The sequence below is a fragment of the Xanthomarina maritima genome (assembly GCF_008084905.1).
Classification (GTDB): Bacteria; Bacteroidota; Bacteroidia; order Flavobacteriales; family Flavobacteriaceae; genus Xanthomarina; species Xanthomarina maritima.
Genome location: NZ_VSFC01000062.1, coordinates 108,501 through 133,841, shown reverse-complemented (window position 1 = coordinate 133,841; position 25,341 = coordinate 108,501). Strand labels below are relative to the sequence as shown.

Here is a 25,341-nt window from a genome sequence, read left to right as displayed (position 1 = left end):
TTTTAGGTTATTCAATAATTAAATAGTCTTCGAAATTCTTATGAATTTGTATAATTCTATAATTAGATGAAGATACTGCAAAATGGTCATGTTCAATTTTATCTTTCTTTTTCTCTTGAAGAGATTGTGCGTAACCAATAGCTCCTTGTTTACTTTTTAAACCATGTATAATTACAAAAGTTGTAGATGGATTATAAATATCTTCTGATATAGTTAAGTCATACACATTTACTTTTTTTATTTCTTTTTCTAATGCTTTCTTAAAAGCTTCAGTTTCTTCTTTTGATGGATTAGTGAAATAATAAACTATTTTAAAATTGTCGTCATCTTCAGTCTCTACAAACTCTTTATTAGAAAGCTTAGGCAATACATTATCTAATAGTTCTTGAGCTCTTATTCCTTCTGGTGTATTGGCATAATTTAAGGCCACAAAATTCAAGGCATTACTATAGGCTTCAAATCCATAAAGCCTACCAGTTGCGGTTGCTTTAAGTAATTCGAATTTAGGAACCATTGGATCGCCTTCAAAAGCTGTTATATATTCTTCACTTTTAGTAATAACTTCGCTGTATTCTTGGTTTTCAAGTTTATCATATAATTTATTATAAATAAAATCTGGACTGTTTTCGTCTTTTGTTGCTCCAGCTTCTGGATTCATTAAAATAGAAGTATAACGAGAATCAGGATAATTGGCAATTATGTCGTTTTTAGCAATGGTTGCTTCATCATTCTCACCTAATAATACATATAATTTATAAAGATTATATTTTGAAGGTAGTACCAGTTTTTGTTCTGGATTTACACTTAACAAATATTGAAAAGTTCCTTTAGATAGCTCGTATTCTTTAAATTTTTCTTTATAAATAACGGCTAATTGATAATAAGCAAAATTTCTTTCTTTTGTAATACTGTCTATTTCTTTCTGATCTGTTGGGATTCTATCTATATAATATTTAGGGTCATATAATTCATTTTCTGTAATTACAACTGCTTCTTGATTTTCAGCATCTTTATTTAAAATAGATTTAGTTTTTGTAGACCATCTCCAGTCATCTTCTAATTCTCTATCTCCCCAATTTTTAATAAAATCGTTTTTACCATAAGCTACTGTTGTTGGGTTATAAAAATAAAAGCTAGAGGCTGGTGGACCATTTGGACCTCTTGCAGATTTTGTAATACCGTCTTTTGCACCAAATCCATTGTCTGAAAAATTGTTGTTAGCGAACTCTTTATTTCGTTCTTGAATTTCTTGCAACTCTTTTTCTTTTTCTGCTTGAATTTTTAATTGCTCTGTATAATTTTCAAAATATGCCAATTGATCATCATAAGATAAAGAAGTAAGCGATAAAATACTATCGTTAACAACAGCTATGTCTTCATAGTAAATAACATCGTCTAAATTATCTCTTTTACGTTTAATAATTCTAAATGGTTTACTGTCTTTAACCATATTAAGCATAGTACTATCATAATAAGCTCCTGCTATTTTATATTCAGAATAATCGAAAAAATAATCTCCTAAAATTTCATAATTTATAGCTTTTAATCTTTTGTCTGCTGAATTAGTTCGTAAGGAATAATTATAATATTCTACAGCTAATGAGTCTTGATTGTCTTTTGCATAAAAATTACCTATTTGATGATATATCTTATCTAAATAAGGTCTGTTTTCTCTATTCTCTTCAATATCTATAAGAGTTTCTAACATAATTTCTTTATTGCCTTCAGCAATACTAAAATTATTAGCTTGTTCTAAATGAGCAGCAATTAAATAAATGCGAGGTGTTCTTCTGTTTAATTTAATAACTTCTTCAAAGGCCATATTGGCACTATCTTTATATCCTAATCTATTATAAAGCTGTCCTTGAATATAGCGATAACGACCTCTTTCGTCGTGATTTTTTGTATTAATACTTGCAATTTCTAATTGAGTAACAGCGCTATCAAGTGCTTTTAAATTGATATATGCTTGCGCAAGAGTTGAAGTTGCATCAGCTAAATCTTGATCATCTAATTCTTCCTGTTCAAGTAATCGTTTAAGATTTTCAATTGCAAGTTGGTCGTTTTCTAATCTAAGATTTGTTTTTTCTCTCCAGATTTTTGCTTGATTTATTTTATCGCTAGCTGCATATTTATAAAGAATGTAGTTGAATGCTTCTATAGCAGGAACAAATCTTTGATCGAAATATCTAGCTTTTCCTAGAAGCAAATAAGCTTCGTCCATTTGTGGGTTAACTTCTTTGCCTTGAATATTCATGCTGTGCATTTGAATAGCTTTTACAGCTTTTTCTTCTGCTCTATTAAAACTTTCATTTTTATTTTGCCCAGGAAGAGTCACTTCATCATCTACTTGCATACGCTCTATTGGTAGTATGTCCCAATAATTATCTAGATAAGATTCGTTTAAAGCAAGTCTACCTTCTTCTAAAGAAATATAACCATTATACAAAGTGTTGTCTTTTGCAGATAGTGCATGATAATTTCTACTTAAAAATGAATCCTTTTTTCTAGAACAACTCGTTATGATAAGAGTGGCACAAAACAGGAATGATATGATTCTAAAAGATGTACGCAACGTTAACTGTATTAGGTTTAAGTATAAACTAAATTTAGCTACAAATATTATGTATAGCCGTAAAAATAAGGCATCTTTTTGAATTATTTGTAAAGAAATATATCAAATCTAACTAAGCGAGAATAATATTGAATATTCTAAAATACTTTTTAGTATCAAATTGACTTTGCAATTTTAGATATTTAATATGTTTCTGTTCCAGTAAAATGAGCTTCTAATTCTTTTAATGTGGCTTCACTTGTTGTTAAATCTTTCACTATTTTACCTTTTTCTAAAACCACAATTCGTTCGCAAACATCTGTAACATGCATTAAATCGTGACTTGAAACCAGAACAGTAACACCTTGTTTTTCAGCTAAATTTTTAATAATTCCTTTTAAACGAATTTGAGTAGTCGGGTCTAAATTTGCAAATGGTTCGTCTAAAATAATGACTTCAGGATTTCCAATTAAGGCTGCAACAATGCCTGCTTTTTTTTGATTTCCTTTACTTAAATCTCTTAAATATTTCTTTTGATTCAAGATTTCACCATGAAAAAAGTCTTCAAATTGAGATAATAAAGCATCTACATCAGCTTTATTTTGTCCACGAAGTTCACCAATAAAATAAAAATATTCTTCTGGAGTTAAATAACCAATTAAGAAGCTTTCATCTATAAAAGCAGATGTAAAAGGTTTCCAATCTTCACTTTCTTTAACTAAAATACCATTGCTTCTAATTTCACCTTTAGAAGGTTTTATTAAATCTAGGAGTAAGCTAAAATATGTAGTTTTACCTGCACCATTATTTCCAACCAAACCAAAACTCTGCCCTTTTGGTATGTCTAAACTTTCTATATCTAAAACGGTTTTACTTCCGTATGTTTTTGTAAGTTTTGCTGTATTTATCATAATATGTGTTAATTAATTATCCTGGCCAAAAGCCTGAATCATTTTGTATTTTGAATCTAAATATTTTTCTGTTATAAAATTCATGAGTTTTTGATGAAAAACAATTCCAATAACTCCAAGTATTATAAGAGCCAAACAACCTATTTCGAAATTAAAAAAATAATACATAGCCCCAAAAATTGCTAGTGGCATTAACATTAAAGGAATACCAATAATCCATTGTACGGCTCCTGTACCTTGATAATTAAAAGCAGCTCGTTGATTTAAATCTATCTTTTTTCTATTAAATGAACCACCAAATAAAATAACATGCGTATTAACACCAATATTATAAATAGCTGCTGCAAAATGTGCTAATAAAATTTCCAAACCAAAATACACATATGGAATACTTAGAACAAACATAATAACCACGCTTACTACCATTAACGTGTATTTAGATTTTAAATACTGCTTATATTTTATGTTTTGACTCATAAGCATTTTATAATATCCACTATCCCAAGCTGGAATAAATTGCCCGAAATTAATTAAGAAAATTCCTGTTACAAATATGCCTACAAAAGCATACATCCATGGCATGTCTTGATATACTGGGTTTGGATAAAAGAACAATCCATAAAACAATCCAATAACCAAAATAAAAATAGAAGATCTTGGTCTTTTATTTCTCCAAATTAATTTTAAATCTAATTGCATAAAAGGAGCAGCATCTCCAAATTTTCTAGTCCATTCTAAATTTGAAGCTTTAACTTCTTGAGCTTTAGATTTTAAAGAACTATCTAAATACAGCTGTTTCTTTAATTTACTAAAATTAACAACATATAATCCTAAAAGAATTAATACAGGAATAACAATAAACAATGGTGTTTTATAAATTGAAGATATAGCTCCAGATACCAAGTTTGTAAACGAAATGATATTGAAATAATTAATTGCAAACAATCCTCCTGCTAAGGCAATTATTGGTAAATAAGAAAGCTCTGTTTCTGAAGAAATACTTTCAATTATAAAATTTAAAAAATTAATAATTAAGGTGATGATGAAAATAGTTATCATCCAAAAGATTACTGAAACTAGAGGATAATCATTTATTATAAGCATCACTCCAAAAGGAATAACTGCAAAAAGTGGCAAGAAATTAAAAAAGGAAAAAGACGATTTCCCTAACACATAATGAACTACTTTACTTCTTTTAATTGGTAAAGTTAATAGAGGTTTCACACTCATTACTGGCAACTTTTGGAAGAAAAAACGCATGAGTACATCTGCTAAAAACCAATAAAACAAATAGCTATTGACTATTTTAAAAGGGTCTTGTTCTGGAAATGTGTCTTTTAAAATTGGGTATAATGCAATACCTAAAGCTAAGAAAGTAACTACAAAATATAAAGCAACAAAAACTAGCAACACGTTTAAAGCCATGCTTTTTTGCCAATAAGCAGACCTAAAATATTGCTTCCATTCTAAACTAATAAAGTGTTTAATTTTCATTTATTTTGGGTTGGTTTACTTAATTAGTAATATTAAAACACATTTTGTTACAATCAAAACTTAATTACTTGCAGTAATTCTTATTTTTGTCAAAAATTATAACATGTCGCATTTTCATAAACTTACTATAAAAGAAATTATTAGAGAAACAGACAAGTCTGTTGTTTTAAATTTCAATGTTCCAGAAGATTTAAAATCTACTTATGCTTATAAAGCTGGACAATATATTACTTTAAAAACAAACCTTCATAATCACGATGTTCGTCGCGATTATTCTTTATGTTCTTCTCCAAAAAGTGGTGAATTAAAAGTTGCCGTAAAAGAAGTAACAGATGGAACATTTTCGTCTTATGCTAATAACACCTTAAAAGCTGGAGATGTTTTAGAAGTGGCTCCACCAAAAGGTCATTTTGTTTTTGAGCCTAACGATTCTAAAACTAAAAACATAGCTCTTTTTGCAGCAGGATCTGGTATTACACCTATTTTAAGTATTATAAAATGTGCTTTAGAAGAAGAGGTTTATAGCAAAGTGATTCTTGTTTATGGGAATAAATCTACCCAAGACACCATGTTTTTACAGGAACTTTTAGACCTTCAACATCAATATAAAGAGCGTTTTTCAATTCAGTTTGTGTTTAGTCAAGCAGATGAAGACGATGCTATTTTTGGACGTATTGAAAAAAGTACTGTGAATTTCGTCATGAAAAACACACATAAACACGTAGTTGTAGACGCCTTTTATTTATGTGGTCCAGAAGCCATGATCCATACAGTAAAAGATGTGTTGACAGAACACAACATTCCTAAAGAAAATGTGCATTACGAGCTTTTTAAAGCTGCAAAATCTGCAGATGTAAACGAAGAAGAAATTGCAGATGGAAAAACTAAAATTACGATTGTTGTAGATGACGAAGAAACTACTTTTGAAATGTCTCAAAAACAATCCATTCTTGAAGCTGCTTTAGACGAAGATTTAGATGCGCCATATTCTTGTCAAGGTGGTATTTGTAGTAGCTGTTTGGCTAGAGTAACAGAAGGTGAAGTTACTATGAGACAAAACAATATTTTAACTGATAGTGAAGTTGCTGAAGGCTTGATTTTGACTTGCCAAGCACATCCAACAACAGCTACTGTGAAAGTGGATTATGATGATATTTAAAATTCCTGCGTAGTCAGGAATCTAATGGTTTCTGGGAGAAATTTTGAATCTACTGGATGGCTTGGCAGTTTCTTGAATCAATTGGAGCCTAGCCAGAAGCAGATTACTTCGCTACGCTCGTAATGACACTATAAAACAGAGTTTATTTTATCAACTACAACTTCAAGAGGAATACTTCGAGAAGTTTCTTCATAACCTTCAGGAAATTTGTTTCCATAAATAGAAGTTGGAATAAGTGGAAATTGTTCTCTATCTGAAAGTAAAGCAAAATCTTCTGGCTGATTAAAAGGTGCAAAGCCAGCAAAAGGATGCGTCACTCCCCAAATAGTAATTACTTTTACTCCTAACATGGCTGCCATGTGTGCATTTCCAGAATCCATAGACAACATGATATCTAAATTAGAAATCACATCTAATTCTTCATTTAAAGATAACTTTCCAGCTAGATTAATCACGTTTTCATATTTGTTTTGGTAGCTATTAAGAATATCAACTTCCTTTTTTCCACCACCAAAAAGTAAGATTTTATGTGTTTTAGAAAGCGTTTCTATCACTTGTTCCATCAAATCTAAAGGATACATTTTACTATCATGAGCTGCAAAAGGCGCTATTCCAATCCGTTTTTTAGTATCTGCACCAATAATTTTTTGTAGTTCAGAATTTAAGGCAACTCGTTTTGGAAAACTAGGATTAGATAAATCTAAAGGAAAACCTAATTTTCTAAAAACATCTGCATAACGTTCATGCGTGGTTTTTAGTTGTTGGAAATTTTGTCCGGAAACCAAAGCTTTTTTTTCTGCTCTTCCTTTATCTATTTGCACAAAATATTTTCCGAAGAAAAAGCATTTTAAAATATTTGTCCTTAATACATTGTGCAAGTCTGCAACTGCATCAATATCTAGGTTTTTCAACTCTTTTGAGAGTTTATAAAGCCCGAAAATACCTTTATATTTCCCTTTTAAGTCTACTGGAAAAACAGTCACATTTTCTAAATCTCTAAAAAAAGATGCAAAAAATTCTCTAGTTAAAATGGTTAGTTTTACATTAGGATATTGAGTTGAAAATGCTCTTAAAACAGGAACTGTCATGGCAACATCTCCCATAGCTGAGAGACGAATAACTAATATGTGTTTTGGATTTGGCATCTCAGCAAATATAGGATGAGATTCCTGTCTATGCAGGAATTTTATTTTTGCGAACGAAGCACTGGATTCAGCTCGTCGTCATTATACATTTTCATTTGCTTATACACTTTCATATATTTATCGCCATTTTCAATGTCGTTTAATAACGTATCAATTGCAGTAGATAAATCCACACGTTGTTCTAACAAGACATCTAATTTCTTTTTACAGGCAGCTAAATGTTCATCAGAAGCATCTGTACGTGTTGCTTCTTCGTTCATATGATACACTTTTAAAGCCAAAATTGATAGTCTATCAATTCCCCAAGCAGGACTTTCGGTATTGATAGTTGCATGAGCTTTAGGTGTTACATCTTTGTATTTTTCAAGAAAATAACTGTCAATATATTCCACCATGTCTGTTCTATCTTGGTTGGAAGCATCAATCTGGCGTTTCAATTTTAAAGCAGCAACAGAATCAATTTTCGGGTCGCGAATAATATCTTCGTAATGCCATTGAACCGTATCAATCCAACATTTTCTATAAAGTAAATGTTCTAATAAATAAGATTCTTTATTATAAGGGTTTTCAAAAGGTTGATTGACTGTATTTATAACATGATATTTCTCTATTACGTCTTGGAATATTCTATTGGCTTTATCTGTAAACATGATTTAATATTTTAAAAATGTAAATATAAGCCTAATTAATTAACTTTACCATTCATTAAAATAAGCTCTATGCACATTCATAACTTTTCAAATCAAAATACTATTTTAAACACATTTATCTCAGAAATGAGAGATGTAAATATTCAAAAAGATAGCATGCGTTTTCGAAGAAATATTGAACGCATTGGTGAAATTTTAGGTTACGAATTAAGCAAAACATTAAGTTATAAACCAACAACCATAAACACACCATTAGGTGTTTGTAATATTGAAAAAATAGATAATGATGTTGTGCTTTGTTCTATTTTGAGAGCTGGAGTTCCTTTACATGATGGCTTATTGAATTATTTTGACAAAGCTGAAAATGCCTTTATTTCTGCTTATAGACATCATAAAGAAAAACCCGAAAATTTTGAAATAATAGTCGAATATTTAGCCTGTCCAAATCTTGAAAACAAAACCTTAATTTTAGCAGACCCAATGCTAGCAACAGGACAATCTATGGTTGCCACTTTTGAAGCTTTAAAGCCTTTTGGCAAGCCTAAAAACATCCATTTAGTAAGTGTTATTGCAGCTCAAGAAGGTATCAATTATATTGAAAATTACTTTGAAAAAGACACGCATTTATGGGTTGCAACGGTTGATGAAAAGCTTAATGATAAAGGCTATATTATTCCTGGTTTAGGAGATGCAGGCGATTTAGCTTTCGGTGAAAAATTACAGCATTAAATTGATTATTGGAACAAGAATAAGAATCCAAATTAAAATTTCTTTAAACCATTTTTCTGAAATAATCTCCAGGTAGTTTGCCATGATTATAGACAATGGAGCAAATAAAAACAGGAATTCAGCTCCAGTTTTTTGAGGTGAAATTATTATAATTGCTATAGCAATTAATGCTGCAAAAAGTATTAATAAATATGACGGTTTATAGTTCTTTGATTTCGATTTAATATTAATAACATAAAAAAATACTGCCCAAACAAAATAAGAAAAAATAACAGTTGATGAAACTATAATTTGTGGCGTATTTAACATGCTAAAATCGAAACTAATATCTGTGTTAATATTAGAAATATAACTTACTATATCTGTATTTATTATAATTAATATACTTAAACTTATTACCACAACAGTCAGTACTCCAATAAACGGAATAATCCAATTTTTTATATCTGCAACTGTATATAACAGGAGGGCTGCAAAAATTAATATGTAAAAAAGTGAAGCCCAAAAACTCAATAAGGTTGCTAGACTAATCCAAAATGCAGCGTCAAACACTTTTTTATTAATTTGTTTCATGGTTCGAATACTAATAATTCGCCTTAAAGCAAATAAAATAAATAGATTAGCTACCAAAACCTTAGTGTTTATAAACGTTTGTGGCATCATAATCATAAACAAACTAAAAAATAATATTTTATAACTATTGCTTTTGGTAAGGTCGTTTTTGCCTGATAAAAAATCGAAAACAAAAATTGAAAAAATACAAACCCCAAATAATAATATTTGTTTTAAAATATTAAGTGTATCAAAATTCAGATTTGTTTTATAAACTTTGGTTAGAATAAAAGCAATCATTAACAAAGAACTTACAACGACAAAATGTATTGGTTTGGCTTTGCTAAAAAAACTTGATATCATTTAAAAAAATATTTTATTTATAATGCTTGAGTTTAAAATTGAAGTAAATTACTAATATTCTTCGCTAAATATTAAATTTTAAAATGAAAAAAATGTAATTTTGCTGTGTAAATATATTGATAATCCCTTATAAGCTCTTATTGAGCATTAAAATTTATATATAATGAAAGACTTTTTTTACGGTATACAGGATTTATTTGTGAATGTGCTTTTTGCTCCTTATGATGCATTAGCTAAGCTAGAACTAGATAATTGGTTTGCTGCAAATATAGTTTCTTGGTTATTTGTTATAATTGGGTTTGTTGCTTTCCTATATTGGATGAAACAACTAAAAGGCTATAACGATAATAACGAAGAAGATAAGAGTATTACATCTCATTCTTACTTATAAATCGAAACCAATATCTTTACGATAATTCATCTTATCAAAATGTAGTTTTTCTATATTTTGATAAGATTTTTTTATGGCCTCTTGATATGTATTCCCAAACGATGTAATTGCCATAACACGTCCTCCAGATGTTTCAATTTTACCATCTTTATTAATGGCTCCAGCATGAAAAGGTATTGAGTCTATTACATATTCTAAACCCGTAATTTCTTTTCCTTTTTCATAAGCTTCAGGATAACCACCAGATACCAACATAACGGTTGTTGCTGCTCTTGAATCTATTTCTATGTCTATTTTATCTAAAGTTTGATTAGCAATAGCTTGAAAAATTTCAACCAAATCGGTTTTTAGTCTAGGTAATACAACTTCAGTTTCAGGATCTCCCATTCTTACGTTATATTCAATGACTTTTGGGTCCTTTCCTACTTTTATCAATCCAATAAACACAAAACCTTTATAAGGTAAGTTGTCTTTTTTTAATCCTTCAATAGTTGGTTTAACAATTCGCTCTTCAATTTTATTTAAAAAATCTTCTGTAGCAAATGGTACTGGAGAAACAGCTCCCATTCCACCAGTATTTAAACCAGTATCTCCTTCGCCAATACGTTTGTAATCTTTAGCAGTAGGTAATATTTTGTAGTTTTTACCATCAGTTAGAACAAAACAACTTAATTCAATACCATCTAAAAACTCTTCAATAACTACTTTAGTGCTAGCTTCACCAAATTTAGCGTCAACTAACATACTTTTTAATTCAGTTTTAGCTTCATTTAAATTGTTCAAAATTAACACACCTTTACCTGCAGCTAAACCATCTGCTTTTAATACATAAGGAGGGTTTAACGTCTCTAAAAATGCATAACCTTCTTCAACATTAGATATATTAAAGCATTTATAAGCAGCTGTTGGAATATTGTGTCGAACTAAAAATTCTTTAGCAAACTCTTTACTTCCTTCTAATTCGGCTGCTGCTTTTTGTGGCCCAATAACAGACACATGTGCCAATTCTTTATCGTTTAAAAAGAAATCATGAACACCTAACACTAATGGGTCTTCAGGTCCAACCACAACCATGTTGATTTTATGTTCTAAAACTGCTTTCTTTATCGCTTGAAAATCGGTAACTTTTATTTCTAAATTTTTAGCTATTTGATCTGTTCCAGAATTTCCAGGAGCAACGTAAAGCTTTTTACATAAAGGGCTTTGAGCAATTTTCCAAGCAAAAGTATGCTCTCTTCCACCGGAGCCAAGAATTAAAATGTTCATGTTGAGAGTAGTTTAGCACAAAAATAAAACTAATGCTTCGAATACACGAATATTTTTTATTTACTTTACAGAAATTATGATTTTTTTTATTTTGAATTTATTCGATCTTTCCTTAAAACTTAATGGCTTTCCTATAAAGAAAGCTGAAAAAGCTTTACGAAATATTCAATTAAAAAAGGAAAGTGAATTTGAGGCATATGTTAATGAGAAAAAACAAGACATTGTAAATTTTCATCTAAAACATACGCCATTTTACAAACTACTGGCAAAAAATGCAAATTTGTTAGATTGGAATTCAATACCAGTTATGACAAAGCATGATTTACAAAAGCCCGTAAATGAGAGGCTATCTAATACTTTTAAAAATAAAAAGATCTATTTAAATAAAACTTCAGGTTCTTCTGGAGATCCATTTGTTTTTGCTAAAGATAAATATTGCCACACTCTAACTTGGGCAATTATTAAAGATAGGTTTGGATGGTATAACCTAGATTTTAACAGTTCTAAACAAGCCCGATTTTATGGCATCCCATTAGATAAAAAAGGATATTATAAAGAACGCTTTAAAGATGCTTTAGGCAAACGTTATAGATTTTCTGTTTTTGATTTAAGTGACAAAGCTTTTAAAAGGCATTTAAAAATTTTCAAAAGCACTAAATTTGATTATTTGAATGGCTATACAAGTTCCATCGTGCAATTTGCTAAATATTTAAATCGGGAAAATATAATTTTAAAAGACATTTGTCCTTCTTTAAAAGCTTGTGTTGTTACTTCTGAAATGCTTTTTGAAAATGATAAAAAACTTCTGGAATTGCAGTTTGGAATTCCTGTGATTAATGAATATGGAGCTTCAGAACTCGATATTATTGCTTTTCAAAATACTAATGATGAATGGCAAGTTAATAGTGAAACTCTTTTAGTAGAGATATTAGACAATGATAATAATATATTGCCATTAGGAGAAGAAGGCCGAATTGTTATAACTTCTCTATATAATAAAGCACATCCTTTTATTAGATATGATATTGGAGACATTGGTATCCTGTCAAAAAATAGTACCATTAAAAAACCTATATTAGAAAAACTCACCGGAAGAACTAATGATATTGCTATTTTACCAAGTGGGAAAAAAGCTGCTGGACTTACATTTTATTATATTACAAAAAGTATTATTGAAGATGATGGCAATGTAAAAGAATTTATTATCGAACAAATTCTAAAAGACGCTTTTACAATAAAATATGTTAGCCAAAATGAACTTTCTGATGATAAAATGAAAGTTATTTCTAAAGAAATGGAACATTATTTAGAAAAAGGGCTTCATATTAATTTTGAAAGACAAATTAAATTAGAACGCTCAAAAAGTGGTAAATTGAGGCAGTTTTCATCTAAAATTCATAACGTTTAAATGATGAAAAGTATATTAATTATTACAAGTTATTTTCCTCCTGAAATTGGAGCGGCTTCAAATAGAATGTTTCATTTAGCTGAAGGCTTAAAAAAGAGAAAATATAAGGTTTCTGTAATTACACCATTACCAAATTATCCTACTGGAAAAATATTCCCAAAATATAAAGGGAAGTTCAAGTATACAAACATTGAAAATAACATAACTATTCATAGATTATGGTTATATGCCAGTAATTCTAAAAACAAGTTCATACGTTTATTTGCTATGTTTTCTTATAGTTTTAGCCTGATTTGGTTTTTTATTTGGAATAAAATTCCACAAACGATTATTATACAATCACCTCCACTTTTAGTTGCTTTTACAAGCATGTTGTTTTTACATTCTAAAAATAGAAGACTTATTTTAAATGTAAGCGATTTATGGCCAATAGCAGGACTGGAATTAGGTGTTTTTAGAGAGAATTTTAGCTACAAAATACTACAAAACATAGAACAATTTAACTATAAAAAAGCAGATATTGTTTTAGGACAAAGTGAAGAAATAATAACACATATTAATTCGATTTCTCCACATAAAAAAAACTTTTTATATAGAAATTATCCAGATTTTGAAGTTTCAGATATGGAAAACAAAGTTACTACTAAAGGAAAAATCAAACTAGTCTATGCTGGTTTACTAGGTGTAGCTCAAGGTATTTATAAATTATGTAATGAATTAGACTATTCTACTTTAGAGTTTCATATATATGGAACAGGAGGTGAACAAACCAAAATTGAATCGTTTATAACAAGTCATCCTGAACTACCAATATTTTACCATGGTGAAATTTCAAGAAATAAACTTCATAAAGAACTATTAAATTACGATTTAACAATTATACCATTATTGAAAAGAATTTATGGATCTGTGCCTTCTAAAATATTTGAATATGCTAGGTTGGGTCTGCCTTTAGTTTATTTTGGTGGTGGTGAAGGGGAAAGAATAGTTGAAAGATTTAATTTAGGTTGGGTTGTAGAAGCTGGAGATTATCAAGCTTTAAATAGAAAAATTTCAACAATCAAAAAAACAGATTTAAATATAGAGTTAAAACAAAAAATAAGAAAAACTGCATTAATTGAGTTTGATTTTAATAATCAATTAGATTATATGTTAACTTCTATCTAATATGCTTTTTCTTCCCCTTTAACCGCATTTAAAAAGGTTTTAAAAATTATTTTAAAATCTAATAACAACGACCAGTTTTCTATATAAAATATATCATATTTAACACGACCTATAATATCTTTATCTGTTTCAACTTCACCTCGAAATCCACTAATTTGAGCTAAACCAGTAATGCCAGGTTTTACAAAATGACGAACCATAAATTTATCTATTTTTTTGGCATACATATTGGTGTGGCTAACCATGTGAGGTCTAGGGCCTACAACTGACATGTCTCCAAATAACACATTAAAAAACTGAGGTAATTCGTCAATACTCGTTTTTCTTATAAATTTTCCAATTCTTGTAATTCTTTGGTCACCACGTGTAGCTTGATATAAATGTGCATCTTTATTTGGCATCATAGATCTAAACTTATAACAATCAAATTCTTTATAATTAAAACCATTTCTAGATTGTTTAAAAAATACAGGGCCTTTAGATTCAATTTTTATCAATACTGCTATTATAGGTGTCAACCATGATAATAAAAAAATTATAACTAAAGATGAAAATAAAATATCAAATAATCTTTTTATAAATTGATTTACAGAATCTTCTAATGGAATGTTCCTTAAAGATAGAACTGGAATATAGTCATAATATTCGTATTTAAGTTTTTTCGAATGAATGTCTTTATTGTCTGGTAAAAATTTAAGTATTTTTAAATTATTATCTGCAAAGTCTATTATTTTATAAACTTGAGAATTTGAAAGTTCAGAAATAGCACAATAAATTTCATCTATAGATTCTTTAGCTATGAAATTAAAACAAACATCTAAACTAAATCCATCCTTGTCTTTAGTATTGAAAGTTTTTTTATGAATATAACCATATTCTGGATTATTGTGAAAGAAGCTTTCTAATGCATTTGTTTGTTTATTTTTACCTATTATAGCTGTAATCCTATAATTACCTCCGAAAGTTGTCCGGTATTTTTGTAGTAAATAGTAAAGTGTGAATTTAAATAAACCGATTAAAAATAAAGTTGAGATAGTATATTTTAAAATTACGATTGGTTGAATTTCTAGGCTAAGATTTAGCCCAGAAAAAGCTAACATAAGTAAAGTAAATAAACCCAATTGCTTTAAAATTAAAGAAGCAATATTTATTTCTCTTGAATATCTATAAACTTCGTAAAATTTTGAATAAATTGATAAAATTATCCAAGCAGATGATATTAAAACAATAAATTTTATTGAATCGACAGATTTAAAAAAATATAACAAAGCTAGCCCATTTAAAATACTTAAATCAATTAAGTAAGAAATATGCTTTAAATAGCCTGAATATCGTCCTTGTTTAAATGTAGTCACTTATTTTTTTATATGCTTTGTAAAATCTTTATGTTCACTTTTATATAATTCTTCCTCGGTAAGGTTTTTAAAATAATTAAATGTTTTACGCATACCTACTTCTCTTTCTATTTTTGGTTCCCAGCCCAAAAGACTTTTAGCTAATGAAATATCAGGTTGTCTTTGTAATGGGTCGTCTTTTGGAAGTTCTTTATACGTTATTTTTTGATCAGTTCCAGTAAGATTTATAATCTCTTCAGCAAAATCTTTAATAGTAATCTCATGTGGATTTCCTATGTTTACAGGATAAGAATAATTACTAAATAAAAGTTTATAAATCCCATCTATTTGATCTGAAACATAACAAAACGATCTAGTTTGTAAACCGTCACCAAAAATAGTTAGGTCTTCACCTCTTAAGGCTTGACCCATAAAGGCAGGAATTACACGACCATCATTTAATCTCATTCGAGGTCCATATGTGTTGAAAATACGTACAATTCTAGTTTCAAGTCCATGAAATCTATGGTAAGCCATTGTAATGGATTCTTGAAATCTTTTGGCCTCATCATATACACCTCTTGGACCTATTGTATTAACATTACCATAATAGTCTTCACTTTGTGGGTGAACTAAAGGATCTCCGTAAACTTCAGAAGTAGAAGCTATCAAAATTCTAGCCTTTTTTGCTTTAGCTAAACCTAATAAGTTGTGTGTCCCTAAAGAACCCACCTTTAACGTTTGAATAGGTATTTTTAAATAATCAATTGGACTTGCAGGTGAGGCAAAATGTAGAATAAAATCAAGATTTTCTTCAATTTTTATAAATTCTGTTACGTCATGTTCAATAAAATGAAAATGTGGATTATCAAACAAATGATCAATATTTTTTTTGTCTCCAGTAATAAAATTATCCATTCCAATTACACGAAATCCTTCTGAAATAAATTTATCACATAAATGCGATCCTAAAAACCCTGCAGCTCCTGTAATAAGTACATTTTTCTTTTCCAATACTATTCCTTTCTGATTGTTAGTTAGTCTATTCCACTTCCAATTTTATAATATACAAAGCCTATTTTTTCTAATGTTTTTTGATTAAGAATTCCTCTACCATCAAAAACAAAAGCAGGTTTTTTCATAGATTTATAAATGTTTTCCCAATCGTAATCTACAAATTCATCCCATTCAGTTAAAACAGCTATAGCGTGTGACTCATTACATGCTTGATAAGGATCTTTACATACATTTAGTAAGCGTCTATTTTCTTCTGTCGTTCTAGTTTTTAAATAATCTAAATCAGCATAGACTCTCTCACCAACTACCTTAGGATCAAAAACAGAAATATTTGCTTGTTCACTTAGTAAATTATCAGCTACTTTTATTGCTGCAGATTCACGTGTATCATTCGTGTCCTTTTTAAATGCCCAACCTAAGAATGTAATTTTTTTCCCAGAAACTGTATTGTACAAGGTATTAACAATGTTATCAGAAAACCGTTGCTTTTGATGGTCATTCATTATTATTACTTGCTCCCAATAATCTGCAACCTTATTTAAACCATAGCTCTTTGCTATATATACAAGGTTGAGAATATCTTTTTGAAAGCAAGAACCCCCAAAGCCTACTGAAGCTTTTAAAAATTTGGATCCAATTCTACTATCCATTCCAATAGCTTTAGCAACTTCATCAACATCTGCACCTGTTTTTTCGCAAAGTTCAGACATGGCATTAATAGACGAAACACGTTGAGCTAAGAAGGCATTTGCTGTTAGTTTAGACAATTCTGAAGACCATACATTGGTTGTTAGAATTTGTGCTTTAGGCACCCAGTTTTCATAAACCTCAACAAGTGCATTAACTGCCTTTGTTCCTTCAGGAGTTGTATCTCCACCAATTAATACACGATCTGGGTTTAGCAGATCTGGAACTGCTGTTCCTTCGGCTAAAAACTCCGGATTAGATAATATTTGAAACTGTACATGGTTTCCGGTATTATCCAAAATACTTTTAATTGCTGAAGCAGTTCGCACAGGTAATGTTGATTTTTCAACGACAATTTTATCAGTTTTTGAAACACGTGCTATCTGGCGGGCACATAATTCAATATACTTTAAATCTGCAGCCATACCTTTACCCTTTCCATATGTTTTAGTTGGGGTGTTTACCGATATGAATATCATTTCTGCTTCGTCAATAGCTTTATCGACATCAGTTGAAAAAAAGAGGTTTCTATCTCTAGCTCCTTTTACAATGTCATCTAATCCTGGTTCAAAAACAGGTAATTTACTTAAGTCTTTATCGTTCCAGGCTGCTATTCTTGCTTCATTGATGTCTACAACTGTGACTTTAATATGGGGGCATTTTTGAGCAATGACAGCCATGGTGGGACCACCAACATAACCTGCGCCAATACAACAGATATTTTTAATTTTCATTTAAATTGCTTTATCCAACAAAAATAGGAAAGTAAGTTGAAAAAATGCACTCTTAAATTATTATTCTAAAAAGAATACGTTTTTAAGCTAGTTTAAAAAGAAAAAACGTATTATTTTAAAAAGCGTTCTTTTAGAACTAGTATAATAAATTTCGTGTTTCCAACTAGGTAACGTTTCCACATGCGCTTAGGTTCTTGAAGAAATCTATAAAACCATTCTAAGCCACAATTTTGCATCCATTTTGGAGCACGTTTAACTTTGCCAGAAACGACATCAAAACTACCACCTACACCCATTATTAAATTTACCTGTTTTAATATGTCTCTGTTCTCGAAAAGAAAGTTTTCTTTTATTGGTGAACTTATGCCAACAAACAACATGTTTGCGCCACTATTTGAAATTTCTCTCGCAATATTTTGTTCTTCGTCTTTTTTAAAATATCCATTTCTATAACCAGCAATAATGTTAGAAGAGTATTTGTCTGTATAAACATCTACGACTGTTTTAACAACCTCTTCTTTTGCTCCAAAAAAGAATATTTTATAATCTTTTTTATATGCCAATTCAACCAAATTAACCATTAAATCAATGCCAGAAACTCGTTCTTTAAGAGGCTGATTCAAAATTTTAGATGCCCATACAACAGCCTGTCCATCAACATTAATTATATCAGCTTCATTTATACATTTTTTAAGCTCTTGATCATTTTGTAATGCTACAATGTGTGAGGCATTTACTCCAACATGTAGCAATTGCTTTTTATTGTCTATTGTATTTTCAATTTTAGCAAGAGTCTCTTTCATACTAAAGTTGTCAACATTTGTATTGAGGAAATTATATCGTGTCATGAATTTTGTTAGATAGATTTGAACCTTTTTGAAAATTCTTGTGTAGCAACAAGATTACAAAAAAAACATAAAAGGTAATGCCTTTCTGTACGTTTAAAATTGATTCTGTTAAACTTACGGAACATATTATTAATATAAAAGTTAACATTAAAAAATCCTTCCTTCGAAAGGAAACAACTATTGGCAAAATGTAAATGACTATCAACGTAATACTGCCTCCAATCAATCCATTTCTAACCATATTATCTAGATATTGATTGTGTGGGTTATAGCGATACTTATAACCCATTACAAATTTCATTTCTCGGTATTCTTTTACCAGTTCGTCAATATTATCTCCAGTTCCTGTGCCAAACCATAAATTATTCTTTATAACTTCTAAAGAAGCTTCTATTTTGCCAAATCTAGAAGATAAACTACTGTAATTATTTCTATCAAAACCTATTTTTTCTAATTCCAAAAATTGATTAAATTTTTGCTTAAATGATGGAATAGTTACTAGTATTGATATACTAACTAAACTTGTAAAAAGAAGGGTAACTACTCTTATTTTATTAGATTTAATTAAAATTAGTATGGTTGTGACTATGGATAGAAAAGATAAAATAAAGATAATTCTAGCAGAGGTTAATAAAGCAGAAATTATAAAAAACAATGCTAAAAATAAGTAGATTTTTTTACTTTTCTTTATAAAGAAGTTGATGCAAACCCAAAAGGCAAATAGATTGTACATACCAAGATATGTTGAATGATAAACATCCAAGGTAACAATCATATAAAACTTAGTGCCAAAATTAAAATTATAAAAAAATAAGTAAATAAGATAAAGATTAGTAAGCGATAGCCCTAATAAGAATGATGAGTACATTTTTTTTTGATTAATATATTTCCCAAGGCTAAAAAAAATAAGGGGAAAGGCTATAAAACTCAAATTCTTCGTCAAAATAGTAAAGCCATAACTTAAATTAGAGGTATTAATTAGACCAAACGTATAAACAATAAATGGAATGCTAATAATAAAAATATAATAATTATCGTGTTTGAAATTTATATTCTTAGAATAAAATAAGTTTATAATGCTTATCACTGATAATAGAATAATTGTAATACTACTATAGTTTAATTTTACAGGAAGTACTGTAAAAAGTACAAATAGTATTAAAAAAAAATTAGTTGCTTTAATTATAATTTTGCTTATACTCATAAATTATAATTAAAATTAAAGTTAAGTTAAAAGGGTAATTAACTATAGCGTTTCCAAAAAACATTGGTACCACCATTAAAATGATAATATTAAAGTTTTTGTTCATAATTTTATAGATGTTCCTGAAAAAACTTAAAAACAATAATAACCCTAATACACCATACTCAAGTAATACTTTAACGAAATCATTATGAGGATCTTTATCCATAAATTCGTATGGCATAAATCCTTTTGTTAAATGGTCCACTCCAACCCCAAATATAATGTGTAAAAAAGGTTCTGAAAAAAAGGTAAGCATTAGTTTAGACCAAAAAATAATTCGCCAAACAAAAGAACCATAACCACCTGCCCTATTAACACCATCTATAGTATAAGTTTCAATTCTTTCTTTTACAAATTCCCAAGTTAAAAAATCAATTGATTCCAATTGATATGCTATTTTTTCTGAAAAGTTTAATGCTAATACAATTGCTATTATTAGTAATAGAATAAAAGTTAATTTCTTTACTAAAGATATTCTTTTTGATTTCAGTGAATTATAGCCTAATAAGACCAAAAGAACTAACAAACCACCAGTAGATTTTGTAAGTAATAAAGACACAAATAACCCTATTAAACAAATGTTTTTAACAATTTTACTTTTAAATGGGTTGTGAAGAAACAGAAAATAAACGCACATTGTCAATACATATGCTAAATGATTGGAGTGATCAAAAACATTCTGATATCGTTCCCAGTCCCATTTTGTAACCTGATATAAACCTATTGGAATGGTTAATAGAAAGTATAAAATAATAATGATAAAAAAATACTTAATATCATCCTTTCTCATGTAAGAAATCAACACTGTAAAGAAAAAGTAAGCCACAAATCTAAGCCACCCTTTTATAGAAAAAATCTTAATATCGAAGTACAATAACGATTGTATCACAAAGAAGCCTAAAACAACTAAAACAACTGATAAGTATATCTTACTGATTGGATTTAAGAATAATTTGGATTCTTTTTGGGTAGATATATAAAATAAAGAAATAAAAGGAATGATAATGTAAAGCCCTTGGTGAAAAAAGCCTGCAAGAAAAAAACAAAGAAGTATTATAACAACATTCACACTTAATACTTATGGGTTAATTTATTAAACATATAATACCTGAAATATTTTCTGAGTTCTTTATCTTCAATTCTAGCCTTTCTTTTAAAAGCGCCTTCAACATATCCTGCTAAAAACTCATAACCCATTTTAAATTTTCCTTTTGCAAATGCTAGATATAATGATTTTAAAAACACGTAAACTATTGAATGTCCTCTATAATAAGCATGATAACCCTTATTTTTTGAGTTTCCAATTCTTACATTTATTTCTCTAGAAACAACCTTTGCAGACTTCAGGGTTTTTGTTTTCCAGCCTTTTAAATTGGCTAAAGCAACGGACACGGTATCTGCTGTATAAGCAATAATATAGCCTGCTTCTTTAAAGCATTTCATGGTCCAAATTCGACTATTACCTTCAACAAAATTAGAATCTGAAATATGTGCTTTACCCTCTTCAGTATATATAAGCCCACTTGTAATACCTATTTCAGGGTTTTCTTTAAGGAACGTTGTTAGTTTAAGGTAATAATCCTTTTCAGGAAATACATCACAATCTAAAATACCGATATAATCTAATGAATCATAAAACGATTGTTCTTTAATGTGTTCAAACCCTGTATTAATGATTGTTGCATATTTTTTTCCTACGCGATAGGTTGTGTCTTCAAAATTAATATTGATTACCTTGAAATATTCAACATTTTTTAATTGTTTTACTTTATCTAAATACTCCTTACTACCATCAATACTATCATTCTCAACAATTACCAAACAAGTTATACCTATCGATTGATTTTCGATGACTTTAAGGAATTTATCTAGATTGTCTATTTCGTCTTTAACAGCAGTTACTAATGCTATTTGGGGTTTGTTATCAGTCATTGTAAGTGTTTACCTTATTTAATATTATTGTTGGGCCTATTTTATTCTTTCTGCCCTCGTTTTTTTTATAGAGAAAGATTTTCATCTTATTAACCTGATCTTCTTCTATTTTAATTTCATTCATGATATATTTATGCTTGTTTACTTGGGTAAACTTAGGTATAAAATCCCACTTTTCAATTCTTTTTTTCTTGTTCTCATCGATAATCCAGACAGTTATACCAATGATAATATCTTTATCTATAGCATTGACAATAGCAGAATCATTCAACTTTAAAACCAAGGTTTTAATACCCTCTTTTTGGTCTCTTATAATTCCCAGTTCTTTTACAACAACATCCTCATTTATTTTATAATTTAATTCGTGCTTGTTGCTCAAAATATCTAATCCTCTTTCGAGATACAATTCTGTTTTAGGTTTGCATGAACACACAAACAGAGCTAGCAACGAAACCAATAATAGGTAACGGGGGTTACTTTTAATAGTATGCTCAAGCATTTTTTTCCCTTTTTCTTTTCCTAATTTTGTTTGCAAAATAATAAAAAGTTTCATTGAGAAGGGTCTGTACCTTATCTCTAACCCTTATTCTATATTTTATGGAGTGGGTTGGATCGTAATTAAAGACTTTCATCATCAAATTACTTTTAGACTCTATTAGCAATATATCTCGGTGGTTGAGTTTGTGTTTCCAATGATCAATTCTATGTTTATCCAATGTTTTGCCAACTAATGAATGCTGCGAAGATGTGTAACTTGGAATCTTAAACCCACTACCTTCATTCAAATCACTAGAATAAGGCACTCCTATAAAATCGCATAATCGTTTCAATTCAGTAGGTGCATTTTTTAAAATATCTTCATACCTAACTAGTGAAACCCTTTCTGGGAATAGTTTTTTTATTGAAAAATACATAGCGGCATATTCATTCCACTCTTCTGCCAACTTTAATGCTGTATTGGCGCCCCAATCAAGGTTCTTTACAGATGCATAAACTGCTCTTGGGTCTCTCACAATGAAAATGAAATTTGACTCTGGAAAAAAATCGTTTAAAATATTAAAATCTAGAATACTAGTTGGCGTGTGATCAATCCTAGTAACTTCATTTGTAGCAACATCTGAATGACATTCAATAAACAGCTTCAAAGTGCTTTCGATTACTCCATTATAATTATCATATGTTATTGATTCGGGAATGTTCTCAATATCATTTGGTTCAATATGCCATTGCTTGAAACGATAATTCGTTTTCAAAAAAAAATTAAAATCTTCTTTATTTGAATTTTTTGATGTCTTATTTAAGTACTTATAGATGAAATCGATGAAAAAATCTGATTCAGGTGTGGCTACACAATAATGAGCACTGCCGAGCATACTAGCCAACATGGTAGTTCCGCTTCTTGGGCACCCTGTAATGAACACATGCTTCATTGTTTTTTGTTTTTAATGATTTTTATAACTGAATTTATTTCTTCTGTAACTCCAAATTGCTGCTTAAAACACAAAAATATAATTATTAAAAAGCCCAGCACCATAAACAGATAGATAATTTCTGTCACAAATAAATTTAAATCAAAAAATCTTAAAATAAATAGCGTAGCATAAGCAAAGCCTAACACTAAAATTGACAAAAGAAAGGGTTTAATATGAAGTTTCAGAAATCTTATCCAGTCATCTTTTAAAAGGGAAAGGCTTAAGTAAGCCATAAAAATGAAATTAATGAAAATTGCTAGTGATACACCTATTGCTACTCCCTGAATTCCCCAAAACTGCCCTATATAAGAAAACAACAAAACGCAACCGGCATAAATGACTTGAAATATTGCTCTTCTATAAACATCACCTAAGGCTTTTACTAAAGAATCTCCTATTTTATAACTCATTCTAAAAATGGTTCCTGAGGCCAATATTTGAAATGGCAAAATAACATCTAACCAATTTTCTCCTAGTAATATTAAAACTACTTCTCTTGCGTTTACGACCAAAATTGCTGAAATAATTAACGATGCATAAGCTACAAGTTGGGTTGATTTATAATAAGCATTCTTTACTCTTTCGATGTCGGTTTGTACCGAAGACAAGGCTGGAAACAAAACAATATTCAAAGATTGCCCAATTAATCTAACTGGTGCAACCATTAGCTGATAAGCTCTACTATAATAACCCAGCGCATCAGCATTTATCATTTTCCCTACCACAAGTTTATCTATCTCACCAGCAGAATAGTTGGCTATTTTTGCTAGTGTAAAGCCACCACCAAAAAAAACTAAATCTTTAAAACTCTTTCGGTCGAAAAAAGGCAGGATAGAATGTGGCTCAAGATAGAAAACCATGATAGCTCTTAAGACTGCCTGTAAAATATATGCATAAACTAAGGCATAAATTCCGTAACCCATAAACGCAAGGGTTACCCCTAAAAATCCAAAAGAAATTAAATACGATATTAAATCGGTGAGTGCGAAATATTTCATCTTCATATTTCTCTGAAGTAATGATTGCGAAATTGAAATGATACTGTCAATTATAAAAATACAAGAAATGTACTTTAGAACCTTAGCGAGTTGTGGCATTTCAAAGTATAAAGCTATATTCTCAGAGAAAATAACCATTAATATGTAAAAAAAAACACCAATTAATAGAGAAGTCGTGTATGCTGTTCTAATGTGTGCTGTTGTTATTACTTGTTTTTGAATAATGGCTGCACCCATTCCCAACTGAGAAAAGGTTTTAGAAAACCCAAGAAAGATAATTGCAATACTAACCACCCCAAATTCTTCAGGCGTAATTAAACGTGCCAAAATAGATAAAACTAAAATTTGTAGTGCAATTTGAGAGCTACTGCCTACAATGAGCCAAAAAAATCCAGTAAAAGTTTTCTTTTTTAAATTTTTCGCCATAAAAAATTGGGCTTATTTCCAATCAAATTTTTTCCCTATTAAATCAAATAAGGTGTCATTTGAGTTCTTAAATTTGGCCTTAAGTTTGGTATAAATTTCTTTTTCTTCAGGATCTGCTATTTTTTCCCAAGAATTAAATCTTTTTTCAGTTTTAATTTTGAAATCTGGGTCTACACCTAAAAATTTCAGAACATCTTTGACTGTTTCTGAAGTATGCTTAAAAAATTCTTTACTATCAATTATTTTAATATTTTCTTCTTTGAAGCATTCTTTTATTTCTTTAATCTGTGGTAAATAGTCGCTTCGCGATTGATAAGAAAATCTTTGGTGATTATAACCTATATAATGTTGGTTGTTTCTAAACTTTTCTAATTCCTCTTGCATTCTTTGGTCTTCTTGATTAAATGCCTCTCCCAAGCCAAGGGTTTCTCGTCCCAGCCTTACTTCATGGTAGTAATGTGATATCGCTCTACTCGCAGGCTCTCTAAGTAGAACTATTATTTTTATATTGGCGTTAAAATTTGCTATTCTTTTAATAGCATATGGATGGAACATATAATAAGGAGATGCCTCTCCTGTAATTATTTTATTATTTCTTTTTAACGGGAAAAAAGATTGATACCAAGATAATGGTTTGTCATAATTTAGGTCGAAATAATGAACCTCCTTCAATAAAGTTGCTTTTATATCTGGATGCTGTGTTAAATATTTATATAACGAGGTAGTTCCTGCTTTTTGAGCACCTACTATAATAAAACTAGGCTCCATTCTATTTCCACCTATTAACCGTCTTGAGTTAAACCTAATAGGAAATACAATCTTCTTTATTATATTTTTTATCTTATTGTTAGACATCTA

The 25,341-nt window shown here is 29.5% G+C and carries 23 protein-coding genes; 5 read left to right on the top strand and 18 right to left on the bottom strand.

All coding sequences use genetic code 11. The annotated features are described in order from the left end of the window. Positions 1 to 7 precede the first annotated feature (7 nt). From porW to FVF61_RS12925, 3 genes are all read right to left on the bottom strand, one after another. Positions 8 to 2,575, bottom strand: a complete 2,568-nt coding sequence (gene porW / locus FVF61_RS12935) for a type IX secretion system periplasmic lipoprotein PorW/SprE (RefSeq protein WP_199757313.1) — start codon at positions 2,573 to 2,575, stop codon at positions 8 to 10. A 182-nt stretch (positions 2,576 to 2,757) separates the two neighbouring features. Continuing rightward, a complete protein-coding gene (locus tag FVF61_RS12930) occupies positions 2,758 to 3,465 on the bottom strand; it encodes an ABC transporter ATP-binding protein (RefSeq protein WP_148457077.1) in 708 nt (235 codons plus the stop codon). A 12-nt stretch (positions 3,466 to 3,477) separates the two neighbouring features. Beyond that, positions 3,478 to 4,959, bottom strand: coding sequence for a DUF5687 family protein (locus FVF61_RS12925; RefSeq protein ID WP_148457075.1), 1,482 nt, complete (start codon positions 4,957 to 4,959; stop codon positions 3,478 to 3,480). A gap of 103 nt (positions 4,960 to 5,062) precedes the next feature. Between FVF61_RS12925 and FVF61_RS12920 the strand changes: the two genes are divergently transcribed. Continuing rightward, the gene (locus FVF61_RS12920) at positions 5,063 to 6,118 is read left to right on the top strand and encodes a ferredoxin--NADP reductase (protein ID WP_148457073.1); all 1,056 of its coding nucleotides are present in this window, start codon (positions 5,063 to 5,065) and stop codon (positions 6,116 to 6,118) included. Between the two features lie 128 nt (positions 6,119 to 6,246). Here FVF61_RS12920 and FVF61_RS12915 read toward each other — a convergent pair whose 3' ends face one another. Together FVF61_RS12915 and FVF61_RS12910 are read right to left on the bottom strand one after the other, a co-directional pair. After that, positions 6,247 to 7,263, bottom strand: a complete 1,017-nt coding sequence (locus FVF61_RS12915) for a glycosyltransferase family 9 protein (protein ID WP_233586845.1) — start codon at positions 7,261 to 7,263, stop codon at positions 6,247 to 6,249. A 41-nt stretch (positions 7,264 to 7,304) separates the two neighbouring features. Then, a complete protein-coding gene (locus FVF61_RS12910) occupies positions 7,305 to 7,913 on the bottom strand; it encodes a DUF4254 domain-containing protein (RefSeq protein ID WP_148457071.1) in 609 nt (202 codons plus the stop codon). Between the two features lie 69 nt (positions 7,914 to 7,982). Between FVF61_RS12910 and upp the strand changes: the two genes are divergently transcribed. Then, on the top strand, positions 7,983 to 8,642 hold the full coding sequence (gene upp, locus FVF61_RS12905; protein ID WP_148457069.1) for a uracil phosphoribosyltransferase: 660 nt from the start codon (positions 7,983 to 7,985) through the stop codon (positions 8,640 to 8,642). Here upp and FVF61_RS12900 read toward each other — a convergent pair. Then, a complete protein-coding gene (locus FVF61_RS12900) occupies positions 8,631 to 9,557 on the bottom strand; it encodes a DUF6427 family protein (RefSeq protein ID WP_148457067.1) in 927 nt (308 codons plus the stop codon). The genes upp and FVF61_RS12900 overlap by 12 nt on opposite strands. 163 nt (positions 9,558 to 9,720) lie before the next feature. Between FVF61_RS12900 and FVF61_RS12895 the strand changes: the two genes are divergently transcribed. After that, the gene (locus FVF61_RS12895) at positions 9,721 to 9,948 is read left to right on the top strand and encodes a DUF6341 family protein (RefSeq protein WP_148457065.1); all 228 of its coding nucleotides are present in this window, start codon (positions 9,721 to 9,723) and stop codon (positions 9,946 to 9,948) included. Here the strand turns inward: FVF61_RS12895 and purD are convergent. Then, positions 9,943 to 11,214, bottom strand: coding sequence for a phosphoribosylamine--glycine ligase (gene purD, locus FVF61_RS12890; protein WP_148457063.1), 1,272 nt, complete (start codon positions 11,212 to 11,214; stop codon positions 9,943 to 9,945). The genes FVF61_RS12895 and purD overlap by 6 nt on opposite strands. A 76-nt stretch (positions 11,215 to 11,290) precedes the next feature. Between purD and FVF61_RS12885 the strand changes: the two genes are divergently transcribed. Both FVF61_RS12885 and FVF61_RS12880 read left to right on the top strand, forming a co-directional pair. Further along, positions 11,291 to 12,622, top strand: a complete 1,332-nt coding sequence (locus FVF61_RS12885; protein WP_233586844.1) for a phenylacetate--CoA ligase family protein — start codon at positions 11,291 to 11,293, stop codon at positions 12,620 to 12,622. Beyond that, positions 12,623 to 13,789: a glycosyltransferase family 4 protein gene (locus FVF61_RS12880; RefSeq protein WP_233586842.1), complete on the top strand. Its 1,167-nt coding sequence runs from the start codon at positions 12,623 to 12,625 to the stop codon at positions 13,787 to 13,789. Here the strand turns inward: FVF61_RS12880 and FVF61_RS12875 are convergent. The 11 genes from FVF61_RS12875 to FVF61_RS12825 form a co-directional block, all read right to left on the bottom strand. Beyond that, positions 13,786 to 15,144: an undecaprenyl-phosphate glucose phosphotransferase gene (locus FVF61_RS12875; protein WP_148457061.1), complete on the bottom strand. Its 1,359-nt coding sequence runs from the start codon at positions 15,142 to 15,144 to the stop codon at positions 13,786 to 13,788. The genes FVF61_RS12880 and FVF61_RS12875 overlap by 4 nt on opposite strands. After that, entirely contained in the window at positions 15,145 to 16,137 is a 993-nt protein-coding gene (locus FVF61_RS12870) for a UDP-glucuronic acid decarboxylase family protein (RefSeq protein WP_148457059.1), read from the bottom strand. Positions 16,138 to 16,160: 23 nt separating this feature from the next. Next, the gene (locus FVF61_RS12865) at positions 16,161 to 17,561 is read right to left on the bottom strand and encodes a nucleotide sugar dehydrogenase (protein WP_148457057.1); all 1,401 of its coding nucleotides are present in this window, start codon (positions 17,559 to 17,561) and stop codon (positions 16,161 to 16,163) included. A 110-nt stretch (positions 17,562 to 17,671) separates the two neighbouring features. Then, complete coding sequence (locus FVF61_RS12860) at positions 17,672 to 18,364, bottom strand: WecB/TagA/CpsF family glycosyltransferase (RefSeq protein ID WP_233586840.1); 693 nt, start codon at positions 18,362 to 18,364, stop codon at positions 17,672 to 17,674. 31 nt (positions 18,365 to 18,395) lie between these two features. After that, complete coding sequence (locus FVF61_RS14195) at positions 18,396 to 19,142, bottom strand: O-antigen ligase family protein (protein WP_158635213.1); 747 nt, start codon at positions 19,140 to 19,142, stop codon at positions 18,396 to 18,398. 445 nt (positions 19,143 to 19,587) lie between these two features. Beyond that, the gene (locus tag FVF61_RS12850; RefSeq protein ID WP_262712034.1) at positions 19,588 to 20,292 is read right to left on the bottom strand and encodes an O-antigen ligase family protein; all 705 of its coding nucleotides are present in this window, start codon (positions 20,290 to 20,292) and stop codon (positions 19,588 to 19,590) included. Positions 20,293 to 20,726: 434 nt separating this feature from the next. Next, positions 20,727 to 21,587 (bottom strand): glycosyltransferase, encoded by an 861-nt coding sequence (locus tag FVF61_RS12845; RefSeq protein WP_148457049.1) that lies wholly within the window; start codon positions 21,585 to 21,587, stop codon positions 20,727 to 20,729. Further along, on the bottom strand, positions 21,580 to 22,122 hold the full coding sequence (locus FVF61_RS12840) for a hypothetical protein (protein ID WP_148457047.1): 543 nt from the start codon (positions 22,120 to 22,122) through the stop codon (positions 21,580 to 21,582). Before FVF61_RS12840 ends, FVF61_RS12845 begins: the two co-directional genes overlap by 8 nt. Further along, complete coding sequence (locus tag FVF61_RS12835) at positions 22,079 to 23,017, bottom strand: sulfotransferase family protein (protein ID WP_148457045.1); 939 nt, start codon at positions 23,015 to 23,017, stop codon at positions 22,079 to 22,081. Before FVF61_RS12835 ends, FVF61_RS12840 begins: the two co-directional genes overlap by 44 nt. Next, positions 23,014 to 24,483 (bottom strand): lipopolysaccharide biosynthesis protein, encoded by a 1,470-nt coding sequence (locus tag FVF61_RS12830; protein ID WP_148457043.1) that lies wholly within the window; start codon positions 24,481 to 24,483, stop codon positions 23,014 to 23,016. Before FVF61_RS12830 ends, FVF61_RS12835 begins: the two co-directional genes overlap by 4 nt. 12 nt (positions 24,484 to 24,495) lie before the next feature. Then, the gene (locus tag FVF61_RS12825; protein ID WP_148457041.1) at positions 24,496 to 25,338 is read right to left on the bottom strand and encodes a sulfotransferase family protein; all 843 of its coding nucleotides are present in this window, start codon (positions 25,336 to 25,338) and stop codon (positions 24,496 to 24,498) included. Positions 25,339 to 25,341: the final 3 nt, after the last annotated feature.